Origin of the sequence: Gracilibacillus thailandensis, assembly GCF_010994055.1 — a bacterium.
Taxonomy (GTDB): Bacteria; Bacillota; Bacilli; order Bacillales; family Amphibacillaceae; genus Gracilibacillus; species Gracilibacillus lacisalsi.
Map to the genome: position 1 here is coordinate 28687 of NZ_WJID01000010.1, position 24880 is coordinate 53566.

Consider the following 24880-nt stretch of genomic DNA (forward strand, 5'->3'; position numbering starts at 1 on the left):
AGGTATGAAAACTTTTTATGATTACTATAATAACAAAATACAATTATCATTCGAAGATCAGCCATTTGATTCAGACCCGAAGCATGTCTGGGTGATTTGCCGTTTCGAAAAGAAGTGGCTGTTAACAAAGCATAAAAATCGCGGGCTAGAATTCCCAGGTGGCAAAGTAGAGCAAAATGAAACGCCAAAACAAGCAGCAATAAGAGAAGTATTAGAGGAGACAGGAGGCGAAGTAGATCAAATTAAGTATATTGGACAATATTTTGTATCGGGAAAGAGAGAAAAGCTGGCGAAAAATATCTACTTTGCAATGGTAAAGAAATTAAGAGAACAAGATTCTTACTATGAAACAGAAGGGCCAGTTTTATTAGAAAAGCTTCCTGAAAATATTAAATCCAATGAAAACTATAGTTTTATTATGAAAGATGATGTTCTATCATATAGTTTAGACTATATCGAAAAAATAATGGAATTAACGTATAGCTGATTGCTAGCTATACGTTTTTTAATACTCACAATATATCGCTAATCGGTTGACTTCATTACCTGAATTCGATACGATATAAGCTATAACTATGAAAAAGATAACTCTAGACTTACACCAACAAAGTCTAGAGTCATATATTGTTTTTATAACCAAGTATTTTTATAGGATTAATAAGTTAATTTTATCGATTTAATAATTAACTTGACTCGTGCATTTTTAAAGGAAAAGTTGTATAGTTGAAGATGTAGATTTTTTTATAACATACATTCTTTAATTAGACTTTTATCACGGCGCTAACCGTCCGTGAAACACAGTGGGTGATCACGGACGCTAACTCCCTGATAAGTTTCGCTAACCATCAGTGGGAATGAAGAAACCCGGCTTATGGAAGTCCAACTTTATATAAAAGTGAATGATGAAAGTCTTGGTGTAGACTAAGAAGGAGGAAACAAAAAAATGGCGAAAAATAGACGCTTATTTACGTCAGAATCGGTTACAGAAGGTCATCCGGATAAAATTTGTGACCAGATCTCTGATGCAATCTTAGATGAAATTATAGCAAAAGATCCAAATGCAAGGGTAGCTTGTGAAACAACAGTAACAACTGGATTGATATTAGTTTCTGGTGAAATTACTACATCCACGTATGTGGATATTCCGAAAATAGTTCGTAATACGATTAAAGAAATAGGATATACAAGAGCGAAGTATGGCTTTGATGCCGAAACTTGTGGTGTATTAACTGCTATCGATGAACAATCAGCTGATATTGCTGGTGGTGTTGATCAGGCACTTGAAGCACGTGAAGGTCAGATGACAGATAATGAAATCGAAGCAATTGGTGCTGGAGATCAAGGTCTTATGTTTGGTTATGCCAATAATGAGACACCGGAATTAATGCCGTTGCCAATCAGCTTGGCACACCGCTTAGCAAAACAATTATCGGATGTTCGAAAAAATAAAACACTAGACTATCTGCGTCCCGATGGTAAAACACAAGTAACAGTGGAATACGATGAAAACGACAAACCACAACGTATTGATACTATTGTTATTTCAACACAACATCATCAAGATATTACGCTAGAGCAAATCCAAAAGGATATAAAAGAACATGTTATCAATCCTGTCGTACCAGCTGAACTATTAGATGAGGATACGAAATATTTTATTAATCCAACTGGCCGTTTTGTTATTGGAGGCCCTCAAGGTGATGCTGGTTTAACAGGCCGAAAAATTATCGTTGATACGTATGGTGGCTATGCCCGCCATGGCGGTGGAGCTTTCAGTGGTAAAGATGCAACAAAAGTTGATCGCTCAGCTGCATATGCTGCTCGTTACGTGGCGAAAAATATCGTGGCTGCAGGTTTAGCAGAAAATTGTGAAGTACAATTGGCATATGCTATCGGTGTAGCACAGCCTGTATCTATCTCAATTAATACTTTTGGTACTGGAAAGTATTCAGAAGAAGAATTGGTTGAAGCAGTTCGTGAAAACTTCGATCTTCGACCAGCAGGCATTATTAAAATGTTAGATCTAAGAAGACCAATATACCGAAATACAGCTGCGTACGGTCACTTTGGACGTACAGATGGAGATTTCCCATGGGAAAATACAGACAAAGTAGACGTGCTAAAGTCATTCTTGTCCAAAGCGTAAATTAAATATAATGAACAAAGGCCAAGTACAATTAATAGTATTTGGTCTTTTTTTATAAGTATAATCCGCGGTATCAACGCATTTGTAAGCAGAGTAGCCGTTTTGAAATAGCTTGTACAGGAAACCATCGCTGCGGTTATTACGCCTATTATTCATGTCATAATAACTACTGGGTGGGCTTTCCCGGTTTTTCTTAAATAGACAAGAAAGTATAAAATTTGCGAAGATGTCTAGCTCCGAGCGCCCAGAAACTAGGCGACTTCACGAATCGCCCTACGATAAGTCATCATCGGTTCGTAAACTCACCGTGATTCCTTTATCTCAGTTGATGCGTTCCAGTCGCTACGTTTCTAAACGGGCGCTCTGCGCTTTTCTTAATATGAAAAGAAAGGATAAAATCAGCCCACTTGCACTCCTGTGAGAATTGTTTGACCTAAAGATCCACTAGTTTTTGGTTCGAAAAAGGGCATGTAAGGCCATGTGTGAAAATGAGCATTGGTCTATTTTGAACGTTGCTAATGGTTACTCTGCGTTTTTCTAATAGAAAAGAAAAATATGTGTAACACTAAGAAATAAATATCGTCAAATAAGTGATGGAAAATTTCTTAGGAAAGAAGGAAACAGGATGTGCGGTTTTATTGGCCTATTAAAAGCAGAACCAAAATGGTTAGATTCTATAGAACGAAAAGAATTTGAAAACCGTAATAGTATCATCCAGCATAGAGGACCTGATGATGAAGGATACTATGAAGATGAGCATATTATATTTGGTTTTAGAAGGTTAAGTATTATTGATGTTGAAAGTGGACAACAACCATTCACTTATCATGACGATCGCTATTGCATGGTATTCAATGGCGAAATATATAATTACCTAGAATTGAAAGCAACACTAGAGAATCAAGGAATGACTTTTTCGACAGAATCTGATACAGAAGTGATTATTTCCATGTTTTCACAAAAAGGTGTTGATATATTTCGTGAACTCCGGGGCATGTTTGCATTATTAATATGGGATAAAGAAGAGCAATGTCTATATGGAGCTAGAGATATGTTCGGCATCAAACCGTTTTATTATAAAGAGTCGGAAGAGGGGGTATATTTTGCTTCTGAAAAGAAAAGTTTACTTACAGAGTCAGAGCAAATAGATCAAGAAGCATTCCAACATTATTTCACCTATCAATATGTACCTGAGCCACTGTCAATGAATGAAGATATAAGTAAGTTAGAGTCGGGTAGTTATTTTATAAAAGAAAAAGATAGGCAATTAGTAAGCTATCGTTATTTTCAACCAGATTTTAAAGTGAAACATTATGAAAATAAGGATTGGATAGAACGGATTCAGACTGCTTTAGATCAATCTGTTGCGATGCATATGCGTAGTGATGTTCCGGTAGGTTCTTTTTTGTCTGGTGGTATCGATTCTTCATTTATTGTTGCCATAGCAAAAAGATACCATCCGAATATAAAAACCTTTTCGGTTGGATTTGAACAAAACGGTTATTCTGAAATCGATGTTGCACAAGAGACAGCGGATCGATTAGGAGTAGAAAACTATACTTATATAATTTCACCAGAGGAGTATGTAGCGAAATTACCTAAGATTATTTGGCATTTGGATGAACCATTGGCAGATCCGGCTTGTGTCCCTTTATATTTTGTTGCTAGAGAAGCAAAGAAACATGTAACGGTAGTGTTATCAGGGGAAGGAGCGGACGAATTATTTGGAGGTTACAATATATATCGCGAGCCTGAATCACTACGAGTCTTTGAATCGATTCCAACACCAGCAAAAGATTTACTAGCGCGCGTTGCTGATGTGCTACCAGAAGGGGTTAAAGGAAAAAGCTTCTTAGCGAGAGGTACAACTCCAATAAGGCAGCGGTATATTGGAAATGCCAAAATGTTTGAAGAGGAAGAGAAACAATGGCTGTTAAGGACTTATCGGAAAGAATTCTACTATCAAAAAGTAACAGCTCCACTTTATGATCAAATCGAACAAGAGCATCCAGTACATCAAATGCAATATATTGATATGCAAACATGGTTACAAGGTGATATTCTACTGAAAGCAGATAAAATGACAATGGCACATGGATTGGAATTACGCGTTCCGTTTTTAGATAAGGAAGTATTTAACGTTGCTAGAGAGATACCAGTATCCAAGAAAATAGCAAATGGCACGACCAAACATATTTTACGTGAAGCCGCAAGTGGCATAGTCCCTGATCATGTATTGAATCGTAAGAAGTTAGGTTTTCCTGTTCCCATTCGTCACTGGTTAAAGAATGAGATATATGGATGGGCAAAAAATCTTATCCAAGAGAGTGCAACAGATCATTTGCTAGAAAAACATGTTATTTTTAATTTGCTTGAGCAACACGGTAAAGGTAAAAAAGATAATAGCAGAAAACTATGGACAGTTTTCATGTTTATGTTATGGCACCAAATTTATATCGAGAAAAGATTTGATATTTCAGAATTACAGGAAGAGGATAAAACAGAAAGCAAGCTTGTTCATGTATAATGAGCAAGCTTGTTTTTCTGTATCACAGCTCCAAATCTGATGGCTGAGTCTTTTTATAGATTTGGGCCTTTTTCACATAATCTTCTTGAATGCGTTCCATTTCATCAATATCTTCTTTCGTTAATTCCCGAACTACTTTAGCAGGACTGCCAAAAGCAAGTGTACGTGGTGGAATTTTTTTACCGGGTGGTACTAAACTGCCTGCACCAACAAATGCCCCTTCCCCAATTTCTGCACCATCTAATATGATCGATCCCATGCCGACTAATGCATGTTTACGAATCACAGCGGAATGTAACGTAACTTGATGTCCGACTGTAACTTGGTCTTCAATGATCAAGGGCATGTCCGGACTTTGATGGAGTAAGGATAAATCCTGAATATTGGAATAGGACCCGATTTTAACCGGTGCGACATCACCGCGAATCACTGTTTTGAACCAAATGCTAGAATATGCTCCAATTTCAACATCTCCCGTAATGACACAATCTGGTGCAATGTAAGCAGTTTGGTCAATTGAAGGTGTTTTTCCTTTATAACCATATAACATGTATGATAACCTCCTAGTATCTAGTTAAATATATGATATCATATTGATATAGAAGTAATAACAGTAAAGTGAGGGAAAAAAGTTGTCCACAAACGTCCCAACAAATGCACCAATCTTAATGAAAAATGTCTATCAAAAAATATTTCCACAAGTAAAAAGTGAATTGAGATATTGGTCAAAGCGTGCCAAAGAAATACCTAATGAAGAACTTCGTACACAAGCTTTAGCTAGTATTAAGGATAAAAAATTCCACTGTCAGGGTGGCAGTGTATACAGCTTATTAGCTGGAGATATGTGGCGTGAGGCAATTCGGTTTATTGTTGCCTATCAAACGATTAGTGATTATTTAGATAATTTATGTGATCGGAGTACGTCACTTGATCCAACCGATTTCCGTATGCTCCACCAATCCATGGAGGATGCGTTATCACCGGGAAACGAAGTTAAGAACTATTATCAATATCGTGAGGAACAAGCAGATGGTGATTATTTAGTTGATCTGGTCCAAACATGTCAACAAGTACTACTTAAGATTCGTCATTACTCGATTTTTCAATCCCACATGGTTCAATTAGAATCACTTTACAGCGACTTGCAAGTACATAAACATGTCGTTCATAATGAGCGTATTCCACGGTTAGAAAGTTGGTTTCAGCAACACCAACAAAGATGGCCGATGTTAAGCTGGTATGAGTTTTCCGCTTGTACAGGTTCTACGCTAGGGATTTTTTGTATGGTTTCATATGGACTAAACGATCAAATGACAGAAGAATTAGCAGAAAAAATATTTGATAGTTATTTTCCTTTCTTACAAGGCTTACATATTATGTTGGATTATTTTATTGATCAACAGGAAGATGAAGAGGAAGGGGATTTAAACTTCTGTAATTACTATCAAACTCCACAGGAATTAGAACAACGTCTTGTCTATTTTGTAGAACAGACCAATCACCATGTTCAAACTTTACCGGACCGCGCTTTTCACGAAATGATCCAGCACGGCTTAGTCGGTCTTTATTTAGCAGACCCCAAAGTGAAAAAGATGAAACAGTTTGAAACGATTGTCAAACGCTTAATTCGAGTAAGTGGGCGTAAGTCTCAATTCTTTCATTGGAATATTAAAATATACAATCGATTGGCAGGAAGAAATTAACCTGAGCAGATTAGCAGTCTGCTCAGGTTGTCTGTTATTTGGTTTCAAAGGGAAGGACAATTAATCTATTTTGTAACCTTTCCGTTTAAAAAACGACCTATTATATAAGGTGAGACGGTACTGATCATTAGCGAAACTTATTAGGTTGGTGTTTGCTATCTTTCATACTTACTTATCATTATTGTGTTGCTTGACTGTGATAAACGATTGGAGGGTGGTTAATGAGGTTAACATACTTTGTCGCTGGATCTATTTTATTCCTCATCGTTATATTATTGGTTTCGGCAAATTCCTCTTCCATTAGCAATCCAAATGCACGAAATATCTTAAGTGAAAATCCTGATGCCGATATTATCCAATGGGATGGAGTGGTTTATCAAAATGTAACAGATAGAGAATGGCTACGGACAGGTTACCAGACAGGTGAAGTGATCGGCGAAATAGTCAAACAAACAGATCGCCAATGGTTTTATCGCGATCGCTTTGCTACTAAATTAGAAAAAGGTACGATCCTTTATGCCAATAAGAGTAGCGATTATCAAAGTAGTGAGTTTTTATCTACAATACTAGTTGAAAAAGATGGTCAATTACTTGTTTACCAAGCTCTGGTGGAAGGTTAATAAGATGAAGAAGTACATGTATGTTTCTATTGCTTTAGTTTTCATTTTGTTTGGACTATTTGTTGGAAAACAGCAACAAGAACAAAGCGCTTTGATGGATGATCTTTTACTTCATCAGCCCATAGATATCGAAGCGGTTGAGGGAATGTATGTAAATCAAAAGGAAATCAATATAAATCAGAAGATTATTAAAGCTTTTAACGACTATCCTGCAACGAAAATCGTAGAAAAAATATCGACGAGACTGAGGGAGAATTAGTGATCGAACTTCAGGGAAATATCGTAATTAAACTTTTGTTTTCTGATGATAATCTATTTGTGAAGCGAAATGATGTTGGTGAAGGAGAAATAGCTTATCAACTAAAAGAAACAATAGAGCCGGTTGAAGCCCTCTTTTCGGAGCGATAGTATGTATTTCTTTGGAAAAGTAACCTTCTTCCTTGAATAAAGGCAGATATTCAAGGAAGATCTCTTGATATTGAAGGGGAGCTAGTTATCCAACGAGAGCGGTGATCGCCGTATATTATTCATCACGGTACTAATTGCCATTAAAACCCCAACAAAGAAAGTCACACTTTATATTTTTTTAGCCAATATAATTAAAAACATAGGTCTGCGTAGTTCATCCTGCATGTCTGGTAGCATCTCCTCAGATGGGGTGGATTCCTCGACTGCTTTAATACTAAAACCAGCTGCTATTAAACCATTGATATATGTCGAAATCGTCCGATGATATTTGATGACATTATCAGCAAGGAATGAGGTTTGCCGTATACCTTCTGTATGATAATGATCAACAGGCCAATGTAATCGTTGGCCGTTCAGATCATAATACCAGTCCTGTTCTTCTCTTGCTGTGAAAATCGGATGTTCAACAGAAAAAAGAAAAGTGCCACTAGGTTTGAGATAATCAAATATTTTGTTACAGATTGCTTGATAATCTTTTACATAATGTAGCGCTAATGAACTGAATACAACATCAAATGTAGCATTATTAAAACGGATGTCTTCTATCGGTTGTTTGATATAAGATATTGCTGAATCATTGGTCAACTCTATTGCTTCTTGCAACATTTTTTCTGAAATGTCTACACCGATTACTGAATTTGCCTTTTGCTCACGTGCATATCGACAATGCCATCCGAAACCACAACCTAAGTCGAGAACATCTTTATTTTGTAGGTCAGGGATTAACTCTTTAACAATATGCCATTCTCCCGCTGCTTCAAGACCATTAGTTGATCTTGGCATACTTTTATAAGCAGAAAAAAACTGATCATTATCATATTTATTTTGCTTCATTAACTTTCAGCCCTTTACATTATTTAAGCTTTTCAATCGCAATTACAAACGGTGGATTATTTATCTGGTTAATAAATTGATATTGCAAGACTTGATATTGTTTTTGGTCCAATTCTGTGCAAAAGTTTAATACATGATTTTTTTCTGTAGTACCACCTTTATGTCCGTGATATATCACTAATACAATTCGTCCTTTAGTTGTTAATAGTGAAAGCATGGAGCGGATCGCTTTGATCGTTGTATCTGGTGTCGTAATAATCGAATGGTCTCCTTTAGGTAAATAACCTAAATTAAAAATAGCAGCTGAAATCAACTGTTCTTTTACATAAGAAGCTACGTGCTCATGACCATCATGAATGAGATTGACATTGTTTATTTGGTGATCTGCTAACAAGCCTTTGGTTTGTTCAATAGCTTCTTTCTGAATATCAAATGCGTATACCTTTCCTGTGTCACCAACGAGCTTACTTAGCTTTAAGGTATCATTACCGTTTCCACAGGTTGCGTCAATAACACTGTCTCCTTCTCTGACAACCTCTTCTAATAATTGATGAGAAAAAGGGATGATTGCTTTCATGTTGATTACTCCTCTGAAAAAAGTGTTCTGTGTTCTTCTGTATTTTAGCAAACAATTGTTAAAAAGTGTATGATATTTAGCGATTGTCATACAATAAATTTGAGGTGATCACGATGGCAACAAGAGATTCAATAGAAAATTTACTTATTGAAGGACAACATATTATTCAACAAGCGGAAGAGCAGTTAGATATGTCTAATCGTAATCAGTTTTTATTAAACGAAGATTATACAAACGCACATTTGGAATTGGAGAAATTATCACAGAGCATTGATCGGGTAATGGCAAGTGCTAATGCGCAACAACGGGAGCAGCTTCATCGTTTTCAGTTAGTGGTAAATGAAAAGTTAAATGATATGATATTGGATGAAATTGATGTTACAAGATATGAATAAAATGACTTGAGGTACAATCTTTTTTCTAGATTGGTACCTCTTTTTTCGATCTCCTTGTTGTACAATAAATGGGAGAGGTGATAATAAATGACATTAACTATTAGAAATATGGAGTATGGAGATATAAAACAGGTACAGATAATTGCGAGAACAAGTTGGTTTGCTACATATCAAGGAATTATCCCCACTGAAATACAAAAGAAATTTTTAGCTTCGGCATATAGTGAAGAAATGATGAAAAAAAGGCTGGAAAATTCGATACTATTAGTTGCTGAAATGGAAGAACAACTTGTCGGTTTTGCCAACTTCTCAACGGTGAAAAATAACGGGGAGGTAGAGTTGCATGCTATCTATTTAATGCCTGCGTATCAAGGAAAGGGAATCGGTACATCATTACTAGACAAAGGCATCCAAAAACTTCAAGCTGTCAAGGAAATATATGTGGATGTGGAAAAGGAAAACAGCATTGGACGGCATTTTTATGATGCAAAAGGTTTTCAGGAAGTGGAAGAATTTGATGATAACTTCGATGGACATATACTAAAAACAATACGAATGGTATTATTGCTGTAAAAAGTTCGGAGCGAACCGAGCTTTTTTATATTGCATCCTTCCTTGTATTAGTGTACTATTTAGATAGTACACTAATACAAGGAGCGATGGAAGTGAGTATTTACAAAGGTTTATGGAAAAAAGAAATGGTAATGATGAGAGGGTATCATGTTGTTATGCTCTTAGTATTTATCGCATTAACCTGTTTTATGATGTATCAAAGATCTTCTCCGTTGGATGAACATTTTCTATTAGATTTATCTACAATGAGTATGATTGTTTTACCAGCGACTCTGTTATTTAGTCTTAATATGGAAACGAATCAACTCTCCATGTTTCTCTTTTCAAAGTTACAAATATCGAAGCAAATACAGCTGAAATTTTTGCATGGATTGTTTTTGACTGGAATATATTTTGGGTTAATGATTGCAATGGCAATTATTTTTTTCCTTTTTAACATGACCAACTACACTTTTGCTCAACTATTAAAGATATTACTTGCCACTTTTTTATTTATCCTGTTTATTTCAATTCAAATTTCAGTGTCGGTTTATATTGCGTGGGTAATACATCAATGGCTGAAAGAAAATCTCGGGTTTATTTTAAGTATTGTAGCTGTCTTTTTTTTACTATATGTAGTGATCAGGATTCTAGGGTCGATTTTGTCGGTCCTGTCTTTTTTAGAAAATGTTTGGTTAGTCGAAGCCAAATCTTTTGTTGATGTCCCCTTTACCATTTTTATGGTGGATGACCAATTGTCACTAAGCTTACTCTTAACGTTTGGCTTGATTTTATATGGCTTTTACCGCTTTTTTACATGGGTGCTTGTAAAAAGAGTGGAGGTGTAGCCAATGCCTCAGCAGTTTCAACGGGATAAGCCGATCTATTTACAGGTGGTCGATACAATTATTCAGGAAATAGTGAGTGGCATAAGGCAATCTGGAGAAAAATTGCCGTCAGTTCGTGAGTATGCGATCGAAGTAGGAGTTAACCCGAATACGATTCAAAGAGTTTATCGAGAATTGGATCAGCGTCAGATCACGATCACGAAAAGAGGACAGGGCACATTTGTTACAGAGGATAGCCGGTTAATTACTCAGGTTCGCGAAGAGTTGAAAAAGCAATATGTTGACCAATTTGTGGAGGATATGGGGGCACTAGGGTTTAGTAAAGAGGAAATAATCTTAAGTTTAAAAGAGGGGGAGCATGATGCTTGAAGTACAGCATATCAGTAAAAGAAGGAAGTTTCGTAAAGTGTTGCAAGATTGTTCATTTGTAATTGAGACTGGCAAAATCATTGGAATAATCGGTGAAAATGGTAGTGGGAAAACAACCCTTTTAAAAGTGTTAGCTGGTATATTACGAGCTAATCAAGGGACTATTAATCTTGAAAATGACCGAAGTCAACAGATTTCTTATAGTCCGGACCAATCTTATTTCTATGATTATTTTTCCATTGAGGAGTTAATCGAATTTTATCAGTCACAATATCCAGATTTTAACCAGGAACGTGCTAATGCATTGATAAAGTTTTTTACATTAAATCGAAAAGAAAAGATCAAATACCTTTCCAAAGGGCAATTAGGCAGAGTCAAAATTGCAGTGACAATTGCAAGAGAAGCTCCTTTCTTAGTATTAGATGAACCGTTGGCAGGTCTTGATCCGCTAGTAAAAGAAAAAATAATTAAAGGTATTATTCAATTTATTGATTTAGAATCACAGTCTTTAATTATAACTACTCATGAGTTATTGGAGGTAGAGCCCATTCTAGATGAAGTAATCGTTATGAAGAATGGAACTATTATTGAACAAAAGCAAGTGGAACAAATCAGGGAGGAGACGACGATTCAAGATTGGCTAGAGCAAATATACTAAAATGCAATATTCTCACACCCTTTGAAATATGATATAATCTGATTCATTCCATATTGTGTATAATTTAGTATTTTCCGGAGGGTGTACATATGAAGTTTTTTGCTAGTTTGATCATGGTATTTGGAATTGGTTTTGCTGGAGCGGTTTTGTGGTTCGCTTCTTTTTCGACAAAGAGTCAAGCGTTTTATGGGAGTTTTATTCCAATTGTGACAATTGGCTTCATCATAATTTCTATTCTACTTGTTTATGAAAAATGGAAAAACCGTGCTGTGAAAATAATTAGCATTACTTTTTTATTGTTAGCCGGTATCGCTGTTGGAAGTTATGAAGGTTATCAATATTATTTAAGAAGTCTAGAAATTGTCAGTACACAAGATGTTGATCTTAGCAAATATCAACCATTTGCAGAGAATACGCAAGCAGTTACACTTGGGGAAGAGTCAACTTTACAAATAGAAGAGAATTTGCCGCGATTAGATGGTGCTACAGCACTATACCCCGTTTATGCTGCGTTTGCTCAAGCAGTTTATCCGGATAAAGAGTATCGTGTAAGCAACAGTGAAGTGATATCTAGTCAGACTTCTGGTGCTTTCGATAATCTAATAGACGGAGCGATAGATATTGCATTTCTTGCCGAACCGTCAGAAGAACAATATCAACAAGCAGAAAGAAAAAACGTAGATTTGTCACTCACACCAATTGGTAGAGAAGCATTTGTCTTTTTTGTTCATCATGATAATCCGGTAGAATCATTAACAGTGGAAGAAATTCAAGGAATCTATGCTGGAGAGATTACCAACTGGAAAGAGCTAGGGGGGAATGATGAGGAAATTCTCGCTTTTCAACGTCCGGAGGGAAGTGGCAGTCAGTCTGCCTTAATTCGTTTTATGGATGGAAAATCGCTAATGGATCCACCAGCTGATGAGATTGTAACTGGTATGGCTGGCATTATCCGCGAAACGTTGAACTATCGAAATAAGGGAAATGCGATCGGTTATTCCTTCCGTTATTTTTCACAAGAAATGGTGGAGAATGGTGATATAAAACATGTTGCCGTTAATGATGTAGCACCAACAAAAGAAAATATCCAAAACAATACCTATCCAGTCGTTGCAGCATTTTATGCGATAACTGCGGGAAGTGATAATCCGAATGTATCACCCTTTATTGAATGGATGCAGTCACCGCAAGGCCAATCTCTTGTCGAACAAACTGGGTATGTTCCATTACCGTAGGAGGTGTCTTGATGATTACTGTACACATAGTCGAGTTTCTATCCTTTATTCCCGTATGGCTAGTGATTGTATTAGGGGCTATTTATTTTTATCGCAAGAATGAGGAAGAGATGGCGATTTGGAAAGTTGCCATCCTTATTTTTGTTGGAATGTTTACGTTTGATTTTCATTGGAATATAGAAAATGAATGGAGAATTCCTGTTTTACCTTTAGGTGTTTGGATTGTCTATTTTTTTATGCGTAAGGATTCAGAGCGTTGGCAGCGAGCACGTACGTTTGTCTGGTGGGGGTTTTTGTCTAGTTATTTATTTATCTTGTCAGGACTAATAGCGATATTATTACAATCGATAATCTATCCAGATGATGAAGTGCAAACCTTTCTGGCAAATGTTGAAAATGCAGAGGTAAAGACAATTCATTCTTCAGGAGAATATAATATCTCATTGGACCCAGATACATTTTCTGAAGCATTGGATACAGCTACAAGAAAAGAACTAGACTTTAACCAATGGCGTGATGAACAAATGAATGTGGAGCAAGAGCATGCTGAAGAATTCCCTTATTTGGTAGAAGGTGTCAAAGCTGAGTGGGGAAGCGGTTATATTCCTGTTGTATATGTAAGTAAAGATGGTAAACATCTGCTTATTTCTACTCGAGAGCAACAGTACTATTTTGAGACGGAGAAGCGATTGTGGGAGTGACTAACGAATGAAGCATAAAAAAACGGTCATTTTCATTAGTATTTTAATTCTACTTATAGTAGTTTCTGGCATTACTATTTTTCAGAACCAGATCCCTTTTTATCGGAAGACATGATCATAGACCATATTAATGAACATCATCAACTAGAGGTAGCGGAAATACAGGAAATTATTTTTTTAGATGAACAGCACGTTGTAGTTTTTTTCATCTCTACAGATGAAATGTATGCACAAGCATTTTGGAAATGGCAAGATAATGATTGGTTACTGATGGGACATAATGCGATGGGATCTTATACGGTATGGAATTTGAACGAAAGTGATTTGTATTTAATTTGGAATGTTCTTCCGGACCCCACGTTAAGTTATGTTGAAATAATTGGACAACGAGAGCGACAGTATGGCACAACGAAAGGAAACAATTATTATTACCCAGCATTACAATTAACGAAAAGAATCGATGTAGCAAGGGAAAAATACGGAGTGGAAGAGATCTCAGGTGTTTGGAAAGAAGTGAGTGTTGATCTCCAACAAACCTCAGATCAAGTAGATGATTTTTTGACCATTTCATCTCCTCCAACAGAGGTAACGTTTGGTTGGGTACCATATGGGTCAAATGAAAAAATATTGTCAGTTGATGACTATACTGTGAGTGAGTTTGGCTCAAGGTTTGGTGGGGGTATTAAGCCAATTTTTCGCCTAACTGAAGATGAATTACAATAAAAATTTGAAACTTTCCTTTCTTTTGTTCGTATTAATTAATAGTGAGAAGAGGAGGAATTTAGAATGATAGGTGTGTTAATTGCAACTGTTATTGCAATGCTTTTATATGTGGTAGGCTTAATCATTACCGTAAGCATTTCTTCTTTAAATGCTTCACGGATTATGAAACATGGTCTGATTATTTTCGTAATCGGTTATGTGATTACAGGTGTCATTTTCTATTTTATGATGCCGGCGATTACTGTACCGAACATGTTGATCGCTAATTTAATCGTAGTAGTAGTGTTATTGCCATTATTATTATATGTGATTCAACCAGGGGAAAAAGTAGAAACAAAGGTATTAAGTCCTCTTATTATCTTTTTTGGAGTTGGGTTAATAGGGTTAATTGTTGTAATTATCTTAGGATTTACGACACTAGATGAAGCACATCAAAGTATTACCGTTCAAGAAGAAGAAGAGGCAGAGCCGTTAACTAAAGATGAAACGCCAATCACAGTAGCGCCAGAATTTGCGCGAAATAAAATTCAGAAAGCAATGAGTGTTGTTCCGAATCCGCAATTTTATGATTTAGGAAAACTCCAAGTTCAAAAAGTTAAGGAAGAGATTGTATATGTGGCTCCTGTAGAATTTGCAGGCTTTTGGAAGTATCTTAGAGGAAAAGAAACAGCAGGTTACTTTACCATTTCAGCAACGAATGTAAATGCCCAACCAGCGTTTCATGATAGCGCCATGCAATATACAAACTCAAGTTACTTCAATAAATATGTTCAAAGGGTCATTTATAATAAGTATCCACATTACATTCAAAGTGGTGAAGCACAGATTGAAGTGGATGATGAGGGAAAACCTTGGTATGTGCAAACCATATATCGCCCGATGCATGTAACGAATAAACCGAATTTGGAAGACTTGAAAGTAGTGGTGATCGATCCTACTTCTGGGGATATGCAGATGTTTGATACTAATGAAGCCCCAGAATTTATAGAAGGCTCTGTCAGCTCTGAAATGGCTACTTTAGAGAATAATTACTTTGGTAAATATATTCATGGTTGGTTGAACAGTGTGTTTGGTAAAAGAGATGTTAAAATTCCTAATGAATCTGGTTCAGAATCTGGAGTAACACCAATATTTGATGAGAATGGTGACATGTTCTACTTTACTGATATGACATCACCAAAGGAAAATATCGATTCAGCTTTAGGCTATACATTAGTAGATGCGAGAACGGGAGAACTCATCTATTATGGTGGAGAAAAGAACAATGGAATTATGGACAGTGAGGGTGCGAAACAAATTGTGAATAAAGAATTCCCTGAGAAAAAATGGAAAGGCTATATGCCAGTTCTTTATAATGTTGATGGTAACCCGACATGGGTGGTCAACGTCTTAGATCCAAATGGATTGCATAAGCAATACGCTTATATTAAGGCGAATGATTCTGATTTTGTTGTCTTTGGTGATACTGCCAATGAAACACTAGATGCTTATCGAATGGCATTGTTACAAGCCCCTGGCAATGTTGGCGCAACAGATGAAACGGTGACAGAGCAAGTAACAGGTGAAGTGGATCGCGTATTAGTTACATCATCTGAACAAGGGCAAATCGTACAGTTTTTATTAACAGACGATTCGACCATTTATACAGTAAATGCGAGTAAATCACCACTAGCCATTTTCTTGGAAAAAGGAGACAGCATTGACGCTGAAGTTCAAATGCTAGACAATGGAACAGCAACTGTCGAAGAATTATTAATTGAAGAGTTAACTGAATAATAAAAAGTCAACAATTGCTATGAAGAGTAGCAATGCTTTAAAAAAGACTATGCAAGAAAGGTGACTCCTGTGCTATACAGGGGTCACTTTTTTTATGTCACAAAGCTCTTTTTCTTTGAATTAGACTGGTTGACTAAGCTACAAACGAGAGCAATTTCGCAATAAACAATTGCAAAGATTATAAAAAAAGCAAACTCTTTAAAAGAGTTAGGTTAATTTGCATACATCGGACTAATGATAGACTTACTTTTTACACGGAAAACTGTTCATTTTCATGGGCAAATTTCCTTGTTAATTCAATTTTACAAGGAAATCTAACAGTATTATTAGGCAGCTTCCCTCATGAAACGAACATTATCTCAGTTGATTCTAAAGTTAAACGGCCGCACTAAGCTTTTTCTCAATCAGTATGGATTTTTAAGTGGATTCAAGTGTCTATCAGCTATTCTTCATGATACCTATTCTTAAGTCCTAGATAAAAAGTTATAATTTTCATCTAAAAGTCCCATTACAATCTTCTTGATATGTTGTATAGTTGAAAATGGTGCGTAATGACTGATTCTTTATATCTATTTAATGCCTGTTTAAGGATAAAATTCCTTATCTTTCACAACAATCAATCATACAGAAAAGGTGGATTATTATGAAATTTAAAATTGCCAATTTATCATTAAGAAACAAGATATCCCTCATTATCTTGCCGGTTGTTATTTTGTGTATAGTAATATTGACTTGGCTCAGTGTTCGAAGTCTAGAAAGTAATGCACAGGATGACCTGGAACAGGAGTTGCGTAGTGTAGGTATATTAACTGCAATGCAACTGAATGGGGAAACAGTGAGTCAAATGCTTGAAGCTGATAGTGAAAATGATCCAGGCTTCATAGAAGCACAACAAATGCTGGAAGAGATTAAGAATGAACAAGGTATTATGGAGTGGAGCTACATTTGGGAGATGGAAAGTGAAGATAGTATTATTCCTGTAGCATATACAGAAAATTTAAATGAGATTTATAATGCTGGTGAGTCTTTTAATGATTTAGCAGATATTCACTTATTACATGCTCATCAAGCTATGGAAACAGGAGAGCCGAGTGTAACAGATATTTTTGAAGATCCTTTCGGAACTTGGCGAACTGTTTTTGTCCCTTTAAAAGATGAATCAGGTAACCAGGTTGCCGTGCTAGGTATTGATTATTCAGCTGATTACATATCATCAGTTATTAATGGAGCGATTCTACTTCAATCCATTATAGGTGTAATTAGTGTAATTGTATTAAGTCTGCTTATTTACATCGTTATTCGTCAAATGACTAAACCTCTCGACCGAGTTGTTCAAGTAGCTACGGGCATAGCTCAAGGTGATTTGACTCATGAAAATTTAGAAGTCAATTCCAACGATGAAGTAGGTAAATTAACAGAAGCATTTAACAATATGTTAGTAAAGTTAAGAGAATTAATCTCAGGTATTTCTAATACAACGGTAGTGTTATCAAACCAAAGTGAGGAGTTAAATAAGTCGGCAAAAGAAGTACAAGTTGGCTCTGAACAAATTACTACCACTATGGAAGAATTAGCAACAGGATCTGAGCAACAAGCAGAAAGTGTGGCAGAGCTTTCTTCCTTGATGGAAACATTTTCCGATAAAGTAAAAGATGCTAATAAGAATGGTGATTACATACTCCAGTCATCCAATGAAGTACAAGAATTAACAGAAAATGGTAGTTCGTTGATGGCATCGTCTAATCAACAAATGGTTAAAATTGATCAAATTGTACAAGATGCCGTTCAAAAAGTTCAAGGCTTAGATCAACAATCACAAGAAATTTCTAAGCTTGTCTCCGTTATTATGGATATTGCCGAACAAACGAACTTATTAGCATTAAATGCAGCAATCGAAGCTGCAAGAGCAGGTGAACATGGCCAAGGTTTTGCGGTAGTTGCCGATGAAGTAAGAAAATTGGCTGAGCAAGTTTCCGTATCTGTTACTGACATTACCGGAATTGTTGATACTATTCAAGCAGAGTCTAGTAATGTAGCTCAATCATTACAAGGTGGATATAAAGAAGTAGAACATGGAACAAATCTCATCAAAAATACAGATGAAACCTTTAAAAACATTACAGGTTCTTTATCAGAAATGGCTAGCAACATACAAACTGTTTCTAGTAATTTAGCAGACATATCGCAAAGTAGTAACACGATGAGCGTTTCAATTGAAAATATTGCTTCTACTTCGGAAGAAGCTGCAGCTGGAGTTGAGCAAACCACAGCTTCATCTCAACAAACTAGTAGTTCTATGGAAAGTGTTGCGGATAGCTCTGAGCAACTTGCAAAATTGTCTGAAGATCTGCGTAAATTAGTAGGTCAATTCAAGTTGTAATAGGTTACAAGCAACCATTAAATCAACAGCGAAAAAAGGAAATTATTCGCTGTTGATTTTTCCTCATGACAAGATAGACAACATCAATTTTTGAAAGAGAAAATTACTACTTCGTACAGAATAAAATATACAGACAGATTGGGGAAAAAGCGTATGATAATATCAATCTTTATTATTTTTATGATAGCAATCTATTATTTAGGGTTTAAAGGCTATAAACGTGTTAATTCCGCAGAGGATTTAATCATTGCTAACTGGGACCTTCCGTTGCCCCTAGTTACATGGAGTCTGACAGCAGCTTTACTTGCAGCACCTTTTTATCTTGGTGCAATTGATTCAGGTTACTTTCTAGGAGGTTGGGAAGCATTTGCCACAATGGGTGGTTTAGGAACTTGTATGATAATTGGAGCTTTTACTTGGGTAAAGCCTCTCAGAAGACTAAAAGGTTGGACAATTGGTGATTATTACGGTCTTCGATTTGCTGATAAAAAATTAGGAGCTTTTGCTGGGACGATTACCATTATTGCATTTGGTTTTTTTAATGCTGGAGCACTGACTGTCGGTGGTGCATTAATAATTGAAACCATCTTTAATATACCACTTTGGGCAGCAGCTATTATTTTTGTTATTTTAACTTTAGTTTATTGTATTATGGGTGGTTTATGGTCACTAGCATATGCTGACATTTTGAATGGAATTATATCGGTCATCGGCATTATTGCCGTCACAGTCGTGATAGCAGTCACATCAGATGGAACTATTTTTAATCCTGAGTGGTGGGACCCTAATAAATTGTTCCAAAAAGCAGGAGCAGAATTTTGGTCGTTATTTCTAGTACTAGCGATTGGCGACATAGCTGCAGCTGATTTGGGACAAAGAGTATGTGGAGCCAAAAGTCCAAAAGTCGCTTCTAAATCAATGATCATTGCCGGTATCGTAGTTTTATTAATTGCATGGACGCCAGGTATGATCGGAGAAGCTTTTAGGACAATATTTCCAGGTGTAGACAATGCAGAACCTTTATTACTAACTTACACCGTTACGTATTGGCATCCTATCTTTGCTGGTCTATTTCTGACAGCTATGGCAGGTATGGCGATGTCAACTCTTGCTGCGTGTTATATGGCAGCTGTTGGTGTATTCACTAAAAATATTTATTTAGATTTTATTGATTCGAAACCAAAACAAGACCGCTTTCTGCTTATTTCTCGAATTGCGATTGTTGTTTGTGGATTAGTTGCTCTAGTGCTATCAATTGCCTTTGAAGAAATCTTATCCTTAGCATACTTAGCATGGGATATCATTCTTGTAACATTAATTTGGCCACTAGTTATACCGCCATTTTGGAAAGGGGTAACTGGAAAAGCTGTGTGGTGGAGTATTGGTGTAGGACTCGTTGTTTACTTAGCAACAACGATGTTTGGTGTTCCTTTGCCAGGTGAAGGTGGCTTAATTTGGACGCTGCTTCAAGTTCCCGGATTTTTTAGTTTTCTTATATCTGGTATTGTTATGTTTGCCGTTTCCTTTGTTACCACCCCTAGTGAAGCAGCTCTAGAGGCTCATAAAGTGGAGACGACACCTTCTAATGATGAAAATGTCTCATTAACTCATGAACAAAACGCTTAATCAATTATAGAAAGGGGCAATGATGATGAAGTTAAAAAATCAAGTTGCACTAATTACAGGAGGTAGTAAAGGGATAGGAAAGGGCATTGCTATTCAATTTGCAAAAGAAGGAGCAAATATCATTTTTACCCATTTGCCTAATGAAGAAAATGTTGATTCCGTTCTCCAGCAGATCCAATCATTCGGTGTAGAGTGTTTAGCTGTTCCAACAGATATTAGTAAGGAAGAAGATATCAATCGACTAGCTAAGTTGACAGAAGATAGATTTGGGAAAATTAATATACTGGTCAATAACGCTGGGACAATAGGAGAGGAAAAACCTCTAGTTGAGATGTCTACAGAGGAGTGGGACCATCTGATGAATGTAGATCTTCGAGGGGTGTTTCTCATGTGTAAAAACTTTATTCCTATCATTGATTCGGAAAGTGTTGGAAAAATAATCAACATCTCATCTGAATTGTCGATTAAAGGTAGGGCAAATTATACCCATTATACTGCAGCTAAAGGCGCTGTAAATAGTTTAACGAGAAGTCTTGCCTTAGAATTGGCTCCGAATATTTTAGTAAACACTTTAGCACCTGGCCCAGTGGGTACTGATATGATCTTATCAGATATGGAACCTGAATGGATTGAAAAAGAGAAAGATATCCCGCTTCAAAGATTAGGGAAAGTGGAAGAGATTGCTGCAACAGCACTTTTACTAGCTTCCAACGAAGGTGACTTTTTCTGTGGTCAGTTTATCAGCCCAAATGGTGGGGCAGTATTTATATAGGAGTCCTACCTTTTGAAATAAAACTGTTGGTGAGATTAGAAGAACATATCTATCTCACCGACAGTATATAGTTCTGAAAAAACAGTCTATGCATGAAAAAAACGAAAAATCCAATCTATAATACGTTTCCTTCTTTTCTCAATCTTCTATATATCTCTATCGTTGCAAGTCCACATAGTATCGCGGTCATGCTGATAAAGAAATAACCTGCTTGCATTCCGATTTTGTTACTCTCTGCAAATGTAGTACCGAAAGAGAGATTTGTTACCCATTCAATGATATAACCAATAATTAAATTGGTTATTACACCACCGATTCCAATAAGAACCACTGTAAACGTAATTGCTGTATCTGTTCCTCGTGTATATTTCCTTGCTAAGAGTGCCATCATTGTTGGATAAATAGGGCCGATTCCGAAGCCAGCAATTGCAAAGAGAATAGCGAGACGATCACCAGTAAAAATAGGGATTAAACTTAACACACCTGCTAAAAACGAAAAAACAATAATCGATATCGCATAACCAAATTTATCGGTTACAGGGCCAAGTAAAAGTCTTGCTAACATAAAGGAAAAGAAGAAAATGGATAGCATACCTGAAGCATCTGCAATGGTCCATTCACTAACTTTGACTAAATAGTTAACAAGCCAGGCTGCGATTCCTAATTCGGCTGTAACACCCATTGTTAATGCAAATACAATCAGCCAAGCGATTGGATCTTTGGTTAATTTTTTGATAGATGTTCGGTCTTCTTCATCATCACCTTCCTCTTTCGGAAAACGACTTAACACAACTGGAATAATAGGCAAAACCGATAAGGAGAGCATGATTAAATACATTCCTCGCCACCCTAAAACAGTGGCATTGATTTCCCACCCCATCATTTGTGCAGCAACAATTGGTGCAACTGTTGATCCAAGTCCGTAAAAGAAATGCGATAAATTCAGCATGGTTCCAGTATTTTTGGTGAATAATCGAGCAGCAATGATCGCAAGACTAATTTCAAGCATGCCATTTCCGATATATAGTAGGAAATAAGCACCTACCAAAGAGGCGAAATTAGTAGAAAAATAGATAAATAGGCCAGAAATCGCCATTAAAGTAAAGGTTAGTATACTCGTAGTTTTTGCTCCGATTTTGGCAATCAGCCAAGACGTATATGTACAAGCAAGTAAGAATCCAAAAGCGTTAATTGCTAATAAAGCACCCAATGTTCCATCAGATAATGATAATTCCTGTTGCATATCAGGAATTGCTGGACCTTTTATATTTTCGGAGACACCAAAAATTAAAAAACCTCCGAAAATCACAAATAATAATAAATAAAAATTTGTCTTCTTATTTAAATGCATATGTACAAGTCCTCTCATGTAAGCGTTAAATTTAATCATACAATAATAAAATAGATTTGTAATCTATTGTGATTCGTCCTTTTTTATACTATTGGATAACGCTTCCTTTGTAGCAAAAAGAACTCTACATATAATTAATCTGATATTAATATGTACTTTCCCATTTCCCTTTTGAAATTATGTTATGATGGTCCTATAATCATTGCGTTTGTTTTGGTTTGAAATTTGGGAGGAAGATTATGATCGATTTTACTAAAAGACAAAAAGAAATTATGAATATTTTAACAAAGCATGAACCTATTACTGCAGAACAAATTGCAGAAATGCTTGGTGTAAGCAAAGGCACACTTCGTTCTGATTTAGCCGTGTTAGTAATGACAGGGCATATCGAAGCCAAACCGAAAGTAGGTTACTTTTTATCTAAGAATGTAAATCAGACGAATCAACATGATATTTGGAAACAAACGCTTGTCAAAGATATTCAAGGAGTTGCTGTTACTGTAAAGGGTACGACAACAGTGAATGATGCTGTTATATCACTTTTTTTAGAGGATGTTGGAACATTAATCGTTGTAGATGATAATAACCAATTAGAGGGAATTGTATCTCGTAAAGATCTCCTAAAGGTTACTTTAGGAAATCCTCAAGCGGCGTCAATGCCAGTGCAATTAGTCATGACAAGGCAACCAAAAGTCTACACAATTTCCCCTGATCAAAGTGTTTACGAAGCAGCGAAAATGATGGTGTATTACGAAGTAGATAGTTTACCAGTTGTGAAACACATTGACAATAGCCGAGTTTATAAAGTGATTGGTCGAATAACCAAAACAAATATTGTAAAAGCATTAATTAACATGGGATCTGAAGTACAGCATAAAGGGGAGTCTTAAAATGCAAGATAATCAGTCGTTTATTTTTGTGTGTTCGGATGCAGTTGGTGAAACTGCAGAAGCGGTTGTAAGGGCAACAGTTAGACAATTTACTAGTAGAGATGTGCAAGTAAAAAGATATAGTCATATCCAAACAGAAGAAGAAATTGAAGCAATTGTTCAAGAAGTAAGGTCAAACGATAGTTTTATTGCATATACACTCGTTCAACCTGAGTTGAGAGCTAAAATGCAACAAGATGCTATTCGTTATGATATACGAGCAGTTGATGTAATGGGGCCTATGATGCAAGCATATATAGACACATTCAATGGCAATCCGAAACCAGAACCTGGCCAGCGCCAAGTATTAGATGAAGAGTATTTTAAAAGAATAGAAGCAGTAGAATTCGCAGTCAAATATGATGATGGAAAAGATGTAAAAGGTTTATTACTAGCTGATGTAGTATTAATTGGAGTTTCAAGAACTTCTAAAACGCCATTAAGCATATTTCTAGCACATAAAGGAATCAAAACAGCCAACCTTCCTATCCTACCAGATATGGAAGCTCCGGAAGAGTTATTTCAACCAGCTGATCGCATGATTGTCGGGTTGACCATTGATCCAGGTCATTTATTAAAAATCAGATCCGAAAGACTAAAAACGTTAGGATTACCTGCAGAGTCTAAGTATGCTTCTATGGATCAAATTAAGCGAGAATTAAAAACTGCTAATGAGTTGATGAAAAAACTCGATTGTCCTGTCATTAACGTTTCTGATAAGTCAATTGAAGAAACAGCAGGTGTCATCATGAAAATGCGTGCGGAAGGCTAAAGGGGTATACATAGTTAAGTACCATGCATACTGTGAAGAATAGTTTACACCAAATACTCAAGTGTGAAGTATAGTGATCCCCGGGTGAAATTTAGCTGAGTACGGACATTTGTTCCGTTATTTGTAACAAAAGTGCTGTTTTTAGCGTGGTCGCGGACATCTATTCCGCTATTCATCGAAATTTGTGCTCATTTAAGCCAAAATGAACCAAATAAGGGATTCAATGTCCGCTCAATAAATGTTAGCAACAAATTTTCATAAGTTCGCAGTTTATATCTAATTTAAAAGTGTGACAGGGAGGACCGGCAGAGTTTGCCGGTTTTTCTTATAATATAAGAAAGTATATAATCCGTGGTATCAGCGCATTTGCAAGCATAGTAACCATTTTGAAATAGCTTGTACAGGAAACCATCGCTGCGGCTGTCCACTTCCCTTTCCACGGGATTTTCGCCTAAGCTAACTTTGGTAAGCAAAGAGCGCTTACCAAAGTGGATCTTAGTCGAAAATCATCCCGTAGGAGTGGAAGTGGACGGCCTCCGCTACGAAACTGTTCTACAACGTTTGTGACTGCTAACTTCTCGAGCTTTCTTAACCTGTGTAATAAAATTGAAATGTCAGTGAGTACATTCATTGTAGAGCATTAATTAGCGTAGGCGTCCACTTCGACTCCTGTGGGATCAGCGTGATCTGAAGATCCACTTTTGCAAAGCGATCTTCTTTACAAAAGTTAGCTGAAGACACGCCCCACGGAAAGCGAAGTGGGCAAGCCGTAGCGGTTGTTACGTTCAATATCCATCTCAAAATAACTACTTTATACCATCGATATATTATTTTGGTCAATGAAAAGGACCGGGTGGGCTTCCCGGTTTTTCTTATATGCGCATTTTTCGATTATTCAAACAGTTCGTGATATTATAA

General features: G+C 36.5%; 25 protein-coding genes. 21 read left to right on the plus strand and 4 right to left on the minus strand.

The window, feature by feature from the left end; translation table 11 throughout:
* Nucleotides 1–4: 4 nt before the first annotated feature.
* From ytkD to asnB, 3 genes are all read left to right on the plus strand, one after another.
* A complete protein-coding gene (gene ytkD / locus GH715_RS04425; protein WP_153834453.1) occupies nucleotides 5–487 on the plus strand; it encodes an RNA deprotection pyrophosphohydrolase in 483 nt (160 codons plus the stop codon).
* 456 nt (nucleotides 488–943) lie between these two features.
* Nucleotides 944–2146, plus strand: a complete 1203-nt coding sequence (gene metK, locus GH715_RS04430) for a methionine adenosyltransferase (RefSeq protein ID WP_153834452.1) — start codon at nucleotides 944–946, stop codon at nucleotides 2144–2146.
* Between the two features lie 625 nt (nucleotides 2147–2771).
* Nucleotides 2772–4673 (plus strand): asparagine synthase (glutamine-hydrolyzing), encoded by a 1902-nt coding sequence (asnB, locus tag GH715_RS04435; protein ID WP_153834451.1) that lies wholly within the window; start codon nucleotides 2772–2774, stop codon nucleotides 4671–4673.
* 22 nt (nucleotides 4674–4695) lie between these two features.
* On the opposite strand, the gene GH715_RS04440 is transcribed toward asnB, so the two are convergent.
* A complete protein-coding gene (locus tag GH715_RS04440) occupies nucleotides 4696–5223 on the minus strand; it encodes a gamma carbonic anhydrase (RefSeq protein ID WP_153834450.1) in 528 nt (175 codons plus the stop codon).
* Between the two features lie 82 nt (nucleotides 5224–5305).
* Here GH715_RS04440 and GH715_RS04445 point away from each other — a divergent pair, with 82 nt between their 5' ends.
* The 4 genes from GH715_RS04445 to GH715_RS04460 all read left to right on the plus strand — a co-directional run bounded on the left by GH715_RS04445 (nucleotide 5306) and on the right by GH715_RS04460 (nucleotide 7404).
* Complete coding sequence (locus GH715_RS04445; protein WP_276208097.1) at nucleotides 5306–6376, plus strand: tetraprenyl-beta-curcumene synthase family protein; 1071 nt, start codon at nucleotides 5306–5308, stop codon at nucleotides 6374–6376.
* Nucleotides 6377–6597: 221 nt separating this feature from the next.
* Complete coding sequence (locus tag GH715_RS04450) at nucleotides 6598–6996, plus strand: hypothetical protein (RefSeq protein WP_153834449.1); 399 nt, start codon at nucleotides 6598–6600, stop codon at nucleotides 6994–6996.
* Between the two features lie 4 nt (nucleotides 6997–7000).
* Nucleotides 7001–7255, plus strand: a complete 255-nt coding sequence (locus tag GH715_RS04455; RefSeq protein WP_153834448.1) for a hypothetical protein — start codon at nucleotides 7001–7003, stop codon at nucleotides 7253–7255.
* Complete coding sequence (locus tag GH715_RS04460) at nucleotides 7255–7404, plus strand: hypothetical protein (RefSeq protein WP_153834447.1); 150 nt, start codon at nucleotides 7255–7257, stop codon at nucleotides 7402–7404. Before GH715_RS04455 ends, GH715_RS04460 begins: the two co-directional genes overlap by 1 nt.
* 168 nt (nucleotides 7405–7572) lie before the next feature.
* Here the strand turns inward: GH715_RS04460 and GH715_RS04465 are convergent, their stop codons facing one another.
* Together GH715_RS04465 and mnmM are read right to left on the minus strand one after the other, a co-directional pair.
* Nucleotides 7573–8298: a class I SAM-dependent methyltransferase gene (locus tag GH715_RS04465; RefSeq protein ID WP_153834446.1), complete on the minus strand. Its 726-nt coding sequence runs from the start codon at nucleotides 8296–8298 to the stop codon at nucleotides 7573–7575.
* Nucleotides 8299–8317: 19 nt separating this feature from the next.
* The gene (mnmM, locus tag GH715_RS04470) at nucleotides 8318–8875 is read right to left on the minus strand and encodes a tRNA 5-(aminomethyl)-2-thiouridylate-methyltransferase MnmM (RefSeq protein ID WP_240469345.1); all 558 of its coding nucleotides are present in this window, start codon (nucleotides 8873–8875) and stop codon (nucleotides 8318–8320) included.
* Nucleotides 8876–8958: 83 nt separating this feature from the next.
* Here mnmM and GH715_RS04475 point away from each other — a divergent pair, with 83 nt between their 5' ends.
* The 12 genes from GH715_RS04475 (at nucleotide 8959) to GH715_RS04530 (ending at nucleotide 20910) form a co-directional block, all read left to right on the plus strand.
* The gene (locus GH715_RS04475; protein ID WP_240469346.1) at nucleotides 8959–9270 is read left to right on the plus strand and encodes a DUF2524 family protein; all 312 of its coding nucleotides are present in this window, start codon (nucleotides 8959–8961) and stop codon (nucleotides 9268–9270) included.
* Between the two features lie 87 nt (nucleotides 9271–9357).
* A complete protein-coding gene (locus GH715_RS04480) occupies nucleotides 9358–9843 on the plus strand; it encodes a GNAT family N-acetyltransferase (protein WP_153834445.1) in 486 nt (161 codons plus the stop codon).
* A 92-nt stretch (nucleotides 9844–9935) separates the two neighbouring features.
* Nucleotides 9936–10670, plus strand: coding sequence for a hypothetical protein (locus GH715_RS04485; RefSeq protein WP_153834444.1), 735 nt, complete (start codon nucleotides 9936–9938; stop codon nucleotides 10668–10670).
* A gap of 3 nt (nucleotides 10671–10673) precedes the next feature.
* Complete coding sequence (locus tag GH715_RS04490; protein ID WP_153834443.1) at nucleotides 10674–11039, plus strand: GntR family transcriptional regulator; 366 nt, start codon at nucleotides 10674–10676, stop codon at nucleotides 11037–11039.
* A complete protein-coding gene (locus GH715_RS04495; RefSeq protein ID WP_153834442.1) occupies nucleotides 11032–11697 on the plus strand; it encodes an ATP-binding cassette domain-containing protein in 666 nt (221 codons plus the stop codon). The genes GH715_RS04490 and GH715_RS04495 overlap by 8 nt, the downstream gene beginning before the upstream one ends.
* Nucleotides 11698–11786: 89 nt before the next feature.
* The gene (locus GH715_RS04500; protein ID WP_153834441.1) at nucleotides 11787–12932 is read left to right on the plus strand and encodes a PstS family phosphate ABC transporter substrate-binding protein; all 1146 of its coding nucleotides are present in this window, start codon (nucleotides 11787–11789) and stop codon (nucleotides 12930–12932) included.
* Nucleotides 12933–12943: 11 nt separating this feature from the next.
* Nucleotides 12944–13633 carry a hypothetical protein gene (locus tag GH715_RS04505; protein ID WP_153834440.1) on the plus strand — a complete coding sequence of 230 codons (690 nt, stop codon included), beginning with the start codon at nucleotides 12944–12946 and terminating at the stop codon, nucleotides 13631–13633.
* Nucleotides 13634–13744: 111 nt separating this feature from the next.
* On the plus strand, nucleotides 13745–14356 hold the full coding sequence (locus GH715_RS04510) for a hypothetical protein (RefSeq protein ID WP_153834439.1): 612 nt from the start codon (nucleotides 13745–13747) through the stop codon (nucleotides 14354–14356).
* A gap of 63 nt (nucleotides 14357–14419) precedes the next feature.
* The gene (locus GH715_RS04515; protein WP_153834438.1) at nucleotides 14420–16132 is read left to right on the plus strand and encodes a DNA-binding protein; all 1713 of its coding nucleotides are present in this window, start codon (nucleotides 14420–14422) and stop codon (nucleotides 16130–16132) included.
* 643 nt (nucleotides 16133–16775) lie between these two features.
* Entirely contained in the window at nucleotides 16776–18512 is a 1737-nt protein-coding gene (locus GH715_RS04520; protein WP_153834437.1) for a methyl-accepting chemotaxis protein, read from the plus strand.
* A gap of 153 nt (nucleotides 18513–18665) precedes the next feature.
* The gene (locus GH715_RS04525; protein WP_153834436.1) at nucleotides 18666–20138 is read left to right on the plus strand and encodes a sodium:solute symporter family protein; all 1473 of its coding nucleotides are present in this window, start codon (nucleotides 18666–18668) and stop codon (nucleotides 20136–20138) included.
* 22 nt (nucleotides 20139–20160) lie between these two features.
* Complete coding sequence (locus tag GH715_RS04530) at nucleotides 20161–20910, plus strand: SDR family NAD(P)-dependent oxidoreductase (protein ID WP_163578452.1); 750 nt, start codon at nucleotides 20161–20163, stop codon at nucleotides 20908–20910.
* Between the two features lie 115 nt (nucleotides 20911–21025).
* Here the strand turns inward: GH715_RS04530 and GH715_RS04535 are convergent, their stop codons facing one another.
* Complete coding sequence (locus tag GH715_RS04535) at nucleotides 21026–22300, minus strand: MFS transporter (RefSeq protein ID WP_240469347.1); 1275 nt, start codon at nucleotides 22298–22300, stop codon at nucleotides 21026–21028.
* A 200-nt stretch (nucleotides 22301–22500) separates the two neighbouring features.
* Between GH715_RS04535 and GH715_RS04540 the strand changes: the two genes are divergently transcribed.
* Nucleotides 22501–23151 (plus strand): helix-turn-helix transcriptional regulator, encoded by a 651-nt coding sequence (locus GH715_RS04540; protein ID WP_153834433.1) that lies wholly within the window; start codon nucleotides 22501–22503, stop codon nucleotides 23149–23151.
* Nucleotide 23152: 1 nt separating this feature from the next.
* A complete protein-coding gene (locus tag GH715_RS04545; RefSeq protein ID WP_018934060.1) occupies nucleotides 23153–23962 on the plus strand; it encodes a pyruvate, water dikinase regulatory protein in 810 nt (269 codons plus the stop codon).
* The last annotated feature ends 918 nt before the right edge of the window (nucleotides 23963–24880 follow it).

Excerpts from the sequence above, each read along its gene's own strand:
- ytkD (WP_153834453.1), top strand. The coding sequence starts at position 5 with ATGAAAACTTTTTATGATTACTATAATAACAAAATACAATTATCATTC.
- metK (WP_153834452.1), top strand. The coding sequence starts at position 944 with ATGGCGAAAAATAGACGCTTATTTACGTCAGAATCGGTTACAGAAGGT.
- asnB (WP_153834451.1), top strand. The coding sequence starts at position 2,772 with ATGTGCGGTTTTATTGGCCTATTAAAAGCAGAACCAAAATGGTTAGAT.
- GH715_RS04440 (WP_153834450.1), bottom strand. The coding sequence starts at position 5,223 with ATGTTATATGGTTATAAAGGAAAAACACCTTCAATTGACCAAACTGCT.
- GH715_RS04450 (WP_153834449.1), top strand. The coding sequence starts at position 6,598 with ATGAGGTTAACATACTTTGTCGCTGGATCTATTTTATTCCTCATCGTT.
- GH715_RS04455 (WP_153834448.1), top strand. The coding sequence starts at position 7,001 with ATGAAGAAGTACATGTATGTTTCTATTGCTTTAGTTTTCATTTTGTTT.
- GH715_RS04465 (WP_153834446.1), bottom strand. The coding sequence starts at position 8,298 with ATGAAGCAAAATAAATATGATAATGATCAGTTTTTTTCTGCTTATAAA.
- mnmM (WP_240469345.1), bottom strand. The coding sequence starts at position 8,875 with ATGAAAGCAATCATCCCTTTTTCTCATCAATTATTAGAAGAGGTTGTC.
- GH715_RS04480 (WP_153834445.1), top strand. The coding sequence starts at position 9,358 with ATGACATTAACTATTAGAAATATGGAGTATGGAGATATAAAACAGGTA.
- GH715_RS04490 (WP_153834443.1), top strand. The coding sequence starts at position 10,674 with ATGCCTCAGCAGTTTCAACGGGATAAGCCGATCTATTTACAGGTGGTC.
- GH715_RS04495 (WP_153834442.1), top strand. The coding sequence starts at position 11,032 with ATGCTTGAAGTACAGCATATCAGTAAAAGAAGGAAGTTTCGTAAAGTG.
- GH715_RS04500 (WP_153834441.1), top strand. The coding sequence starts at position 11,787 with ATGAAGTTTTTTGCTAGTTTGATCATGGTATTTGGAATTGGTTTTGCT.
- GH715_RS04505 (WP_153834440.1), top strand. The coding sequence starts at position 12,944 with ATGATTACTGTACACATAGTCGAGTTTCTATCCTTTATTCCCGTATGG.
- GH715_RS04510 (WP_153834439.1), top strand. The coding sequence starts at position 13,745 with ATGATCATAGACCATATTAATGAACATCATCAACTAGAGGTAGCGGAA.
- GH715_RS04515 (WP_153834438.1), top strand. The coding sequence starts at position 14,420 with ATGATAGGTGTGTTAATTGCAACTGTTATTGCAATGCTTTTATATGTG.
- GH715_RS04520 (WP_153834437.1), top strand. The coding sequence starts at position 16,776 with ATGAAATTTAAAATTGCCAATTTATCATTAAGAAACAAGATATCCCTC.
- GH715_RS04525 (WP_153834436.1), top strand. The coding sequence starts at position 18,666 with ATGATAATATCAATCTTTATTATTTTTATGATAGCAATCTATTATTTA.
- GH715_RS04530 (WP_163578452.1), top strand. The coding sequence starts at position 20,161 with ATGATGAAGTTAAAAAATCAAGTTGCACTAATTACAGGAGGTAGTAAA.
- GH715_RS04535 (WP_240469347.1), bottom strand. The coding sequence starts at position 22,300 with ATGATTAAATTTAACGCTTACATGAGAGGACTTGTACATATGCATTTA.
- GH715_RS04540 (WP_153834433.1), top strand. The coding sequence starts at position 22,501 with ATGATCGATTTTACTAAAAGACAAAAAGAAATTATGAATATTTTAACA.
- GH715_RS04545 (WP_018934060.1), top strand. The coding sequence starts at position 23,153 with ATGCAAGATAATCAGTCGTTTATTTTTGTGTGTTCGGATGCAGTTGGT.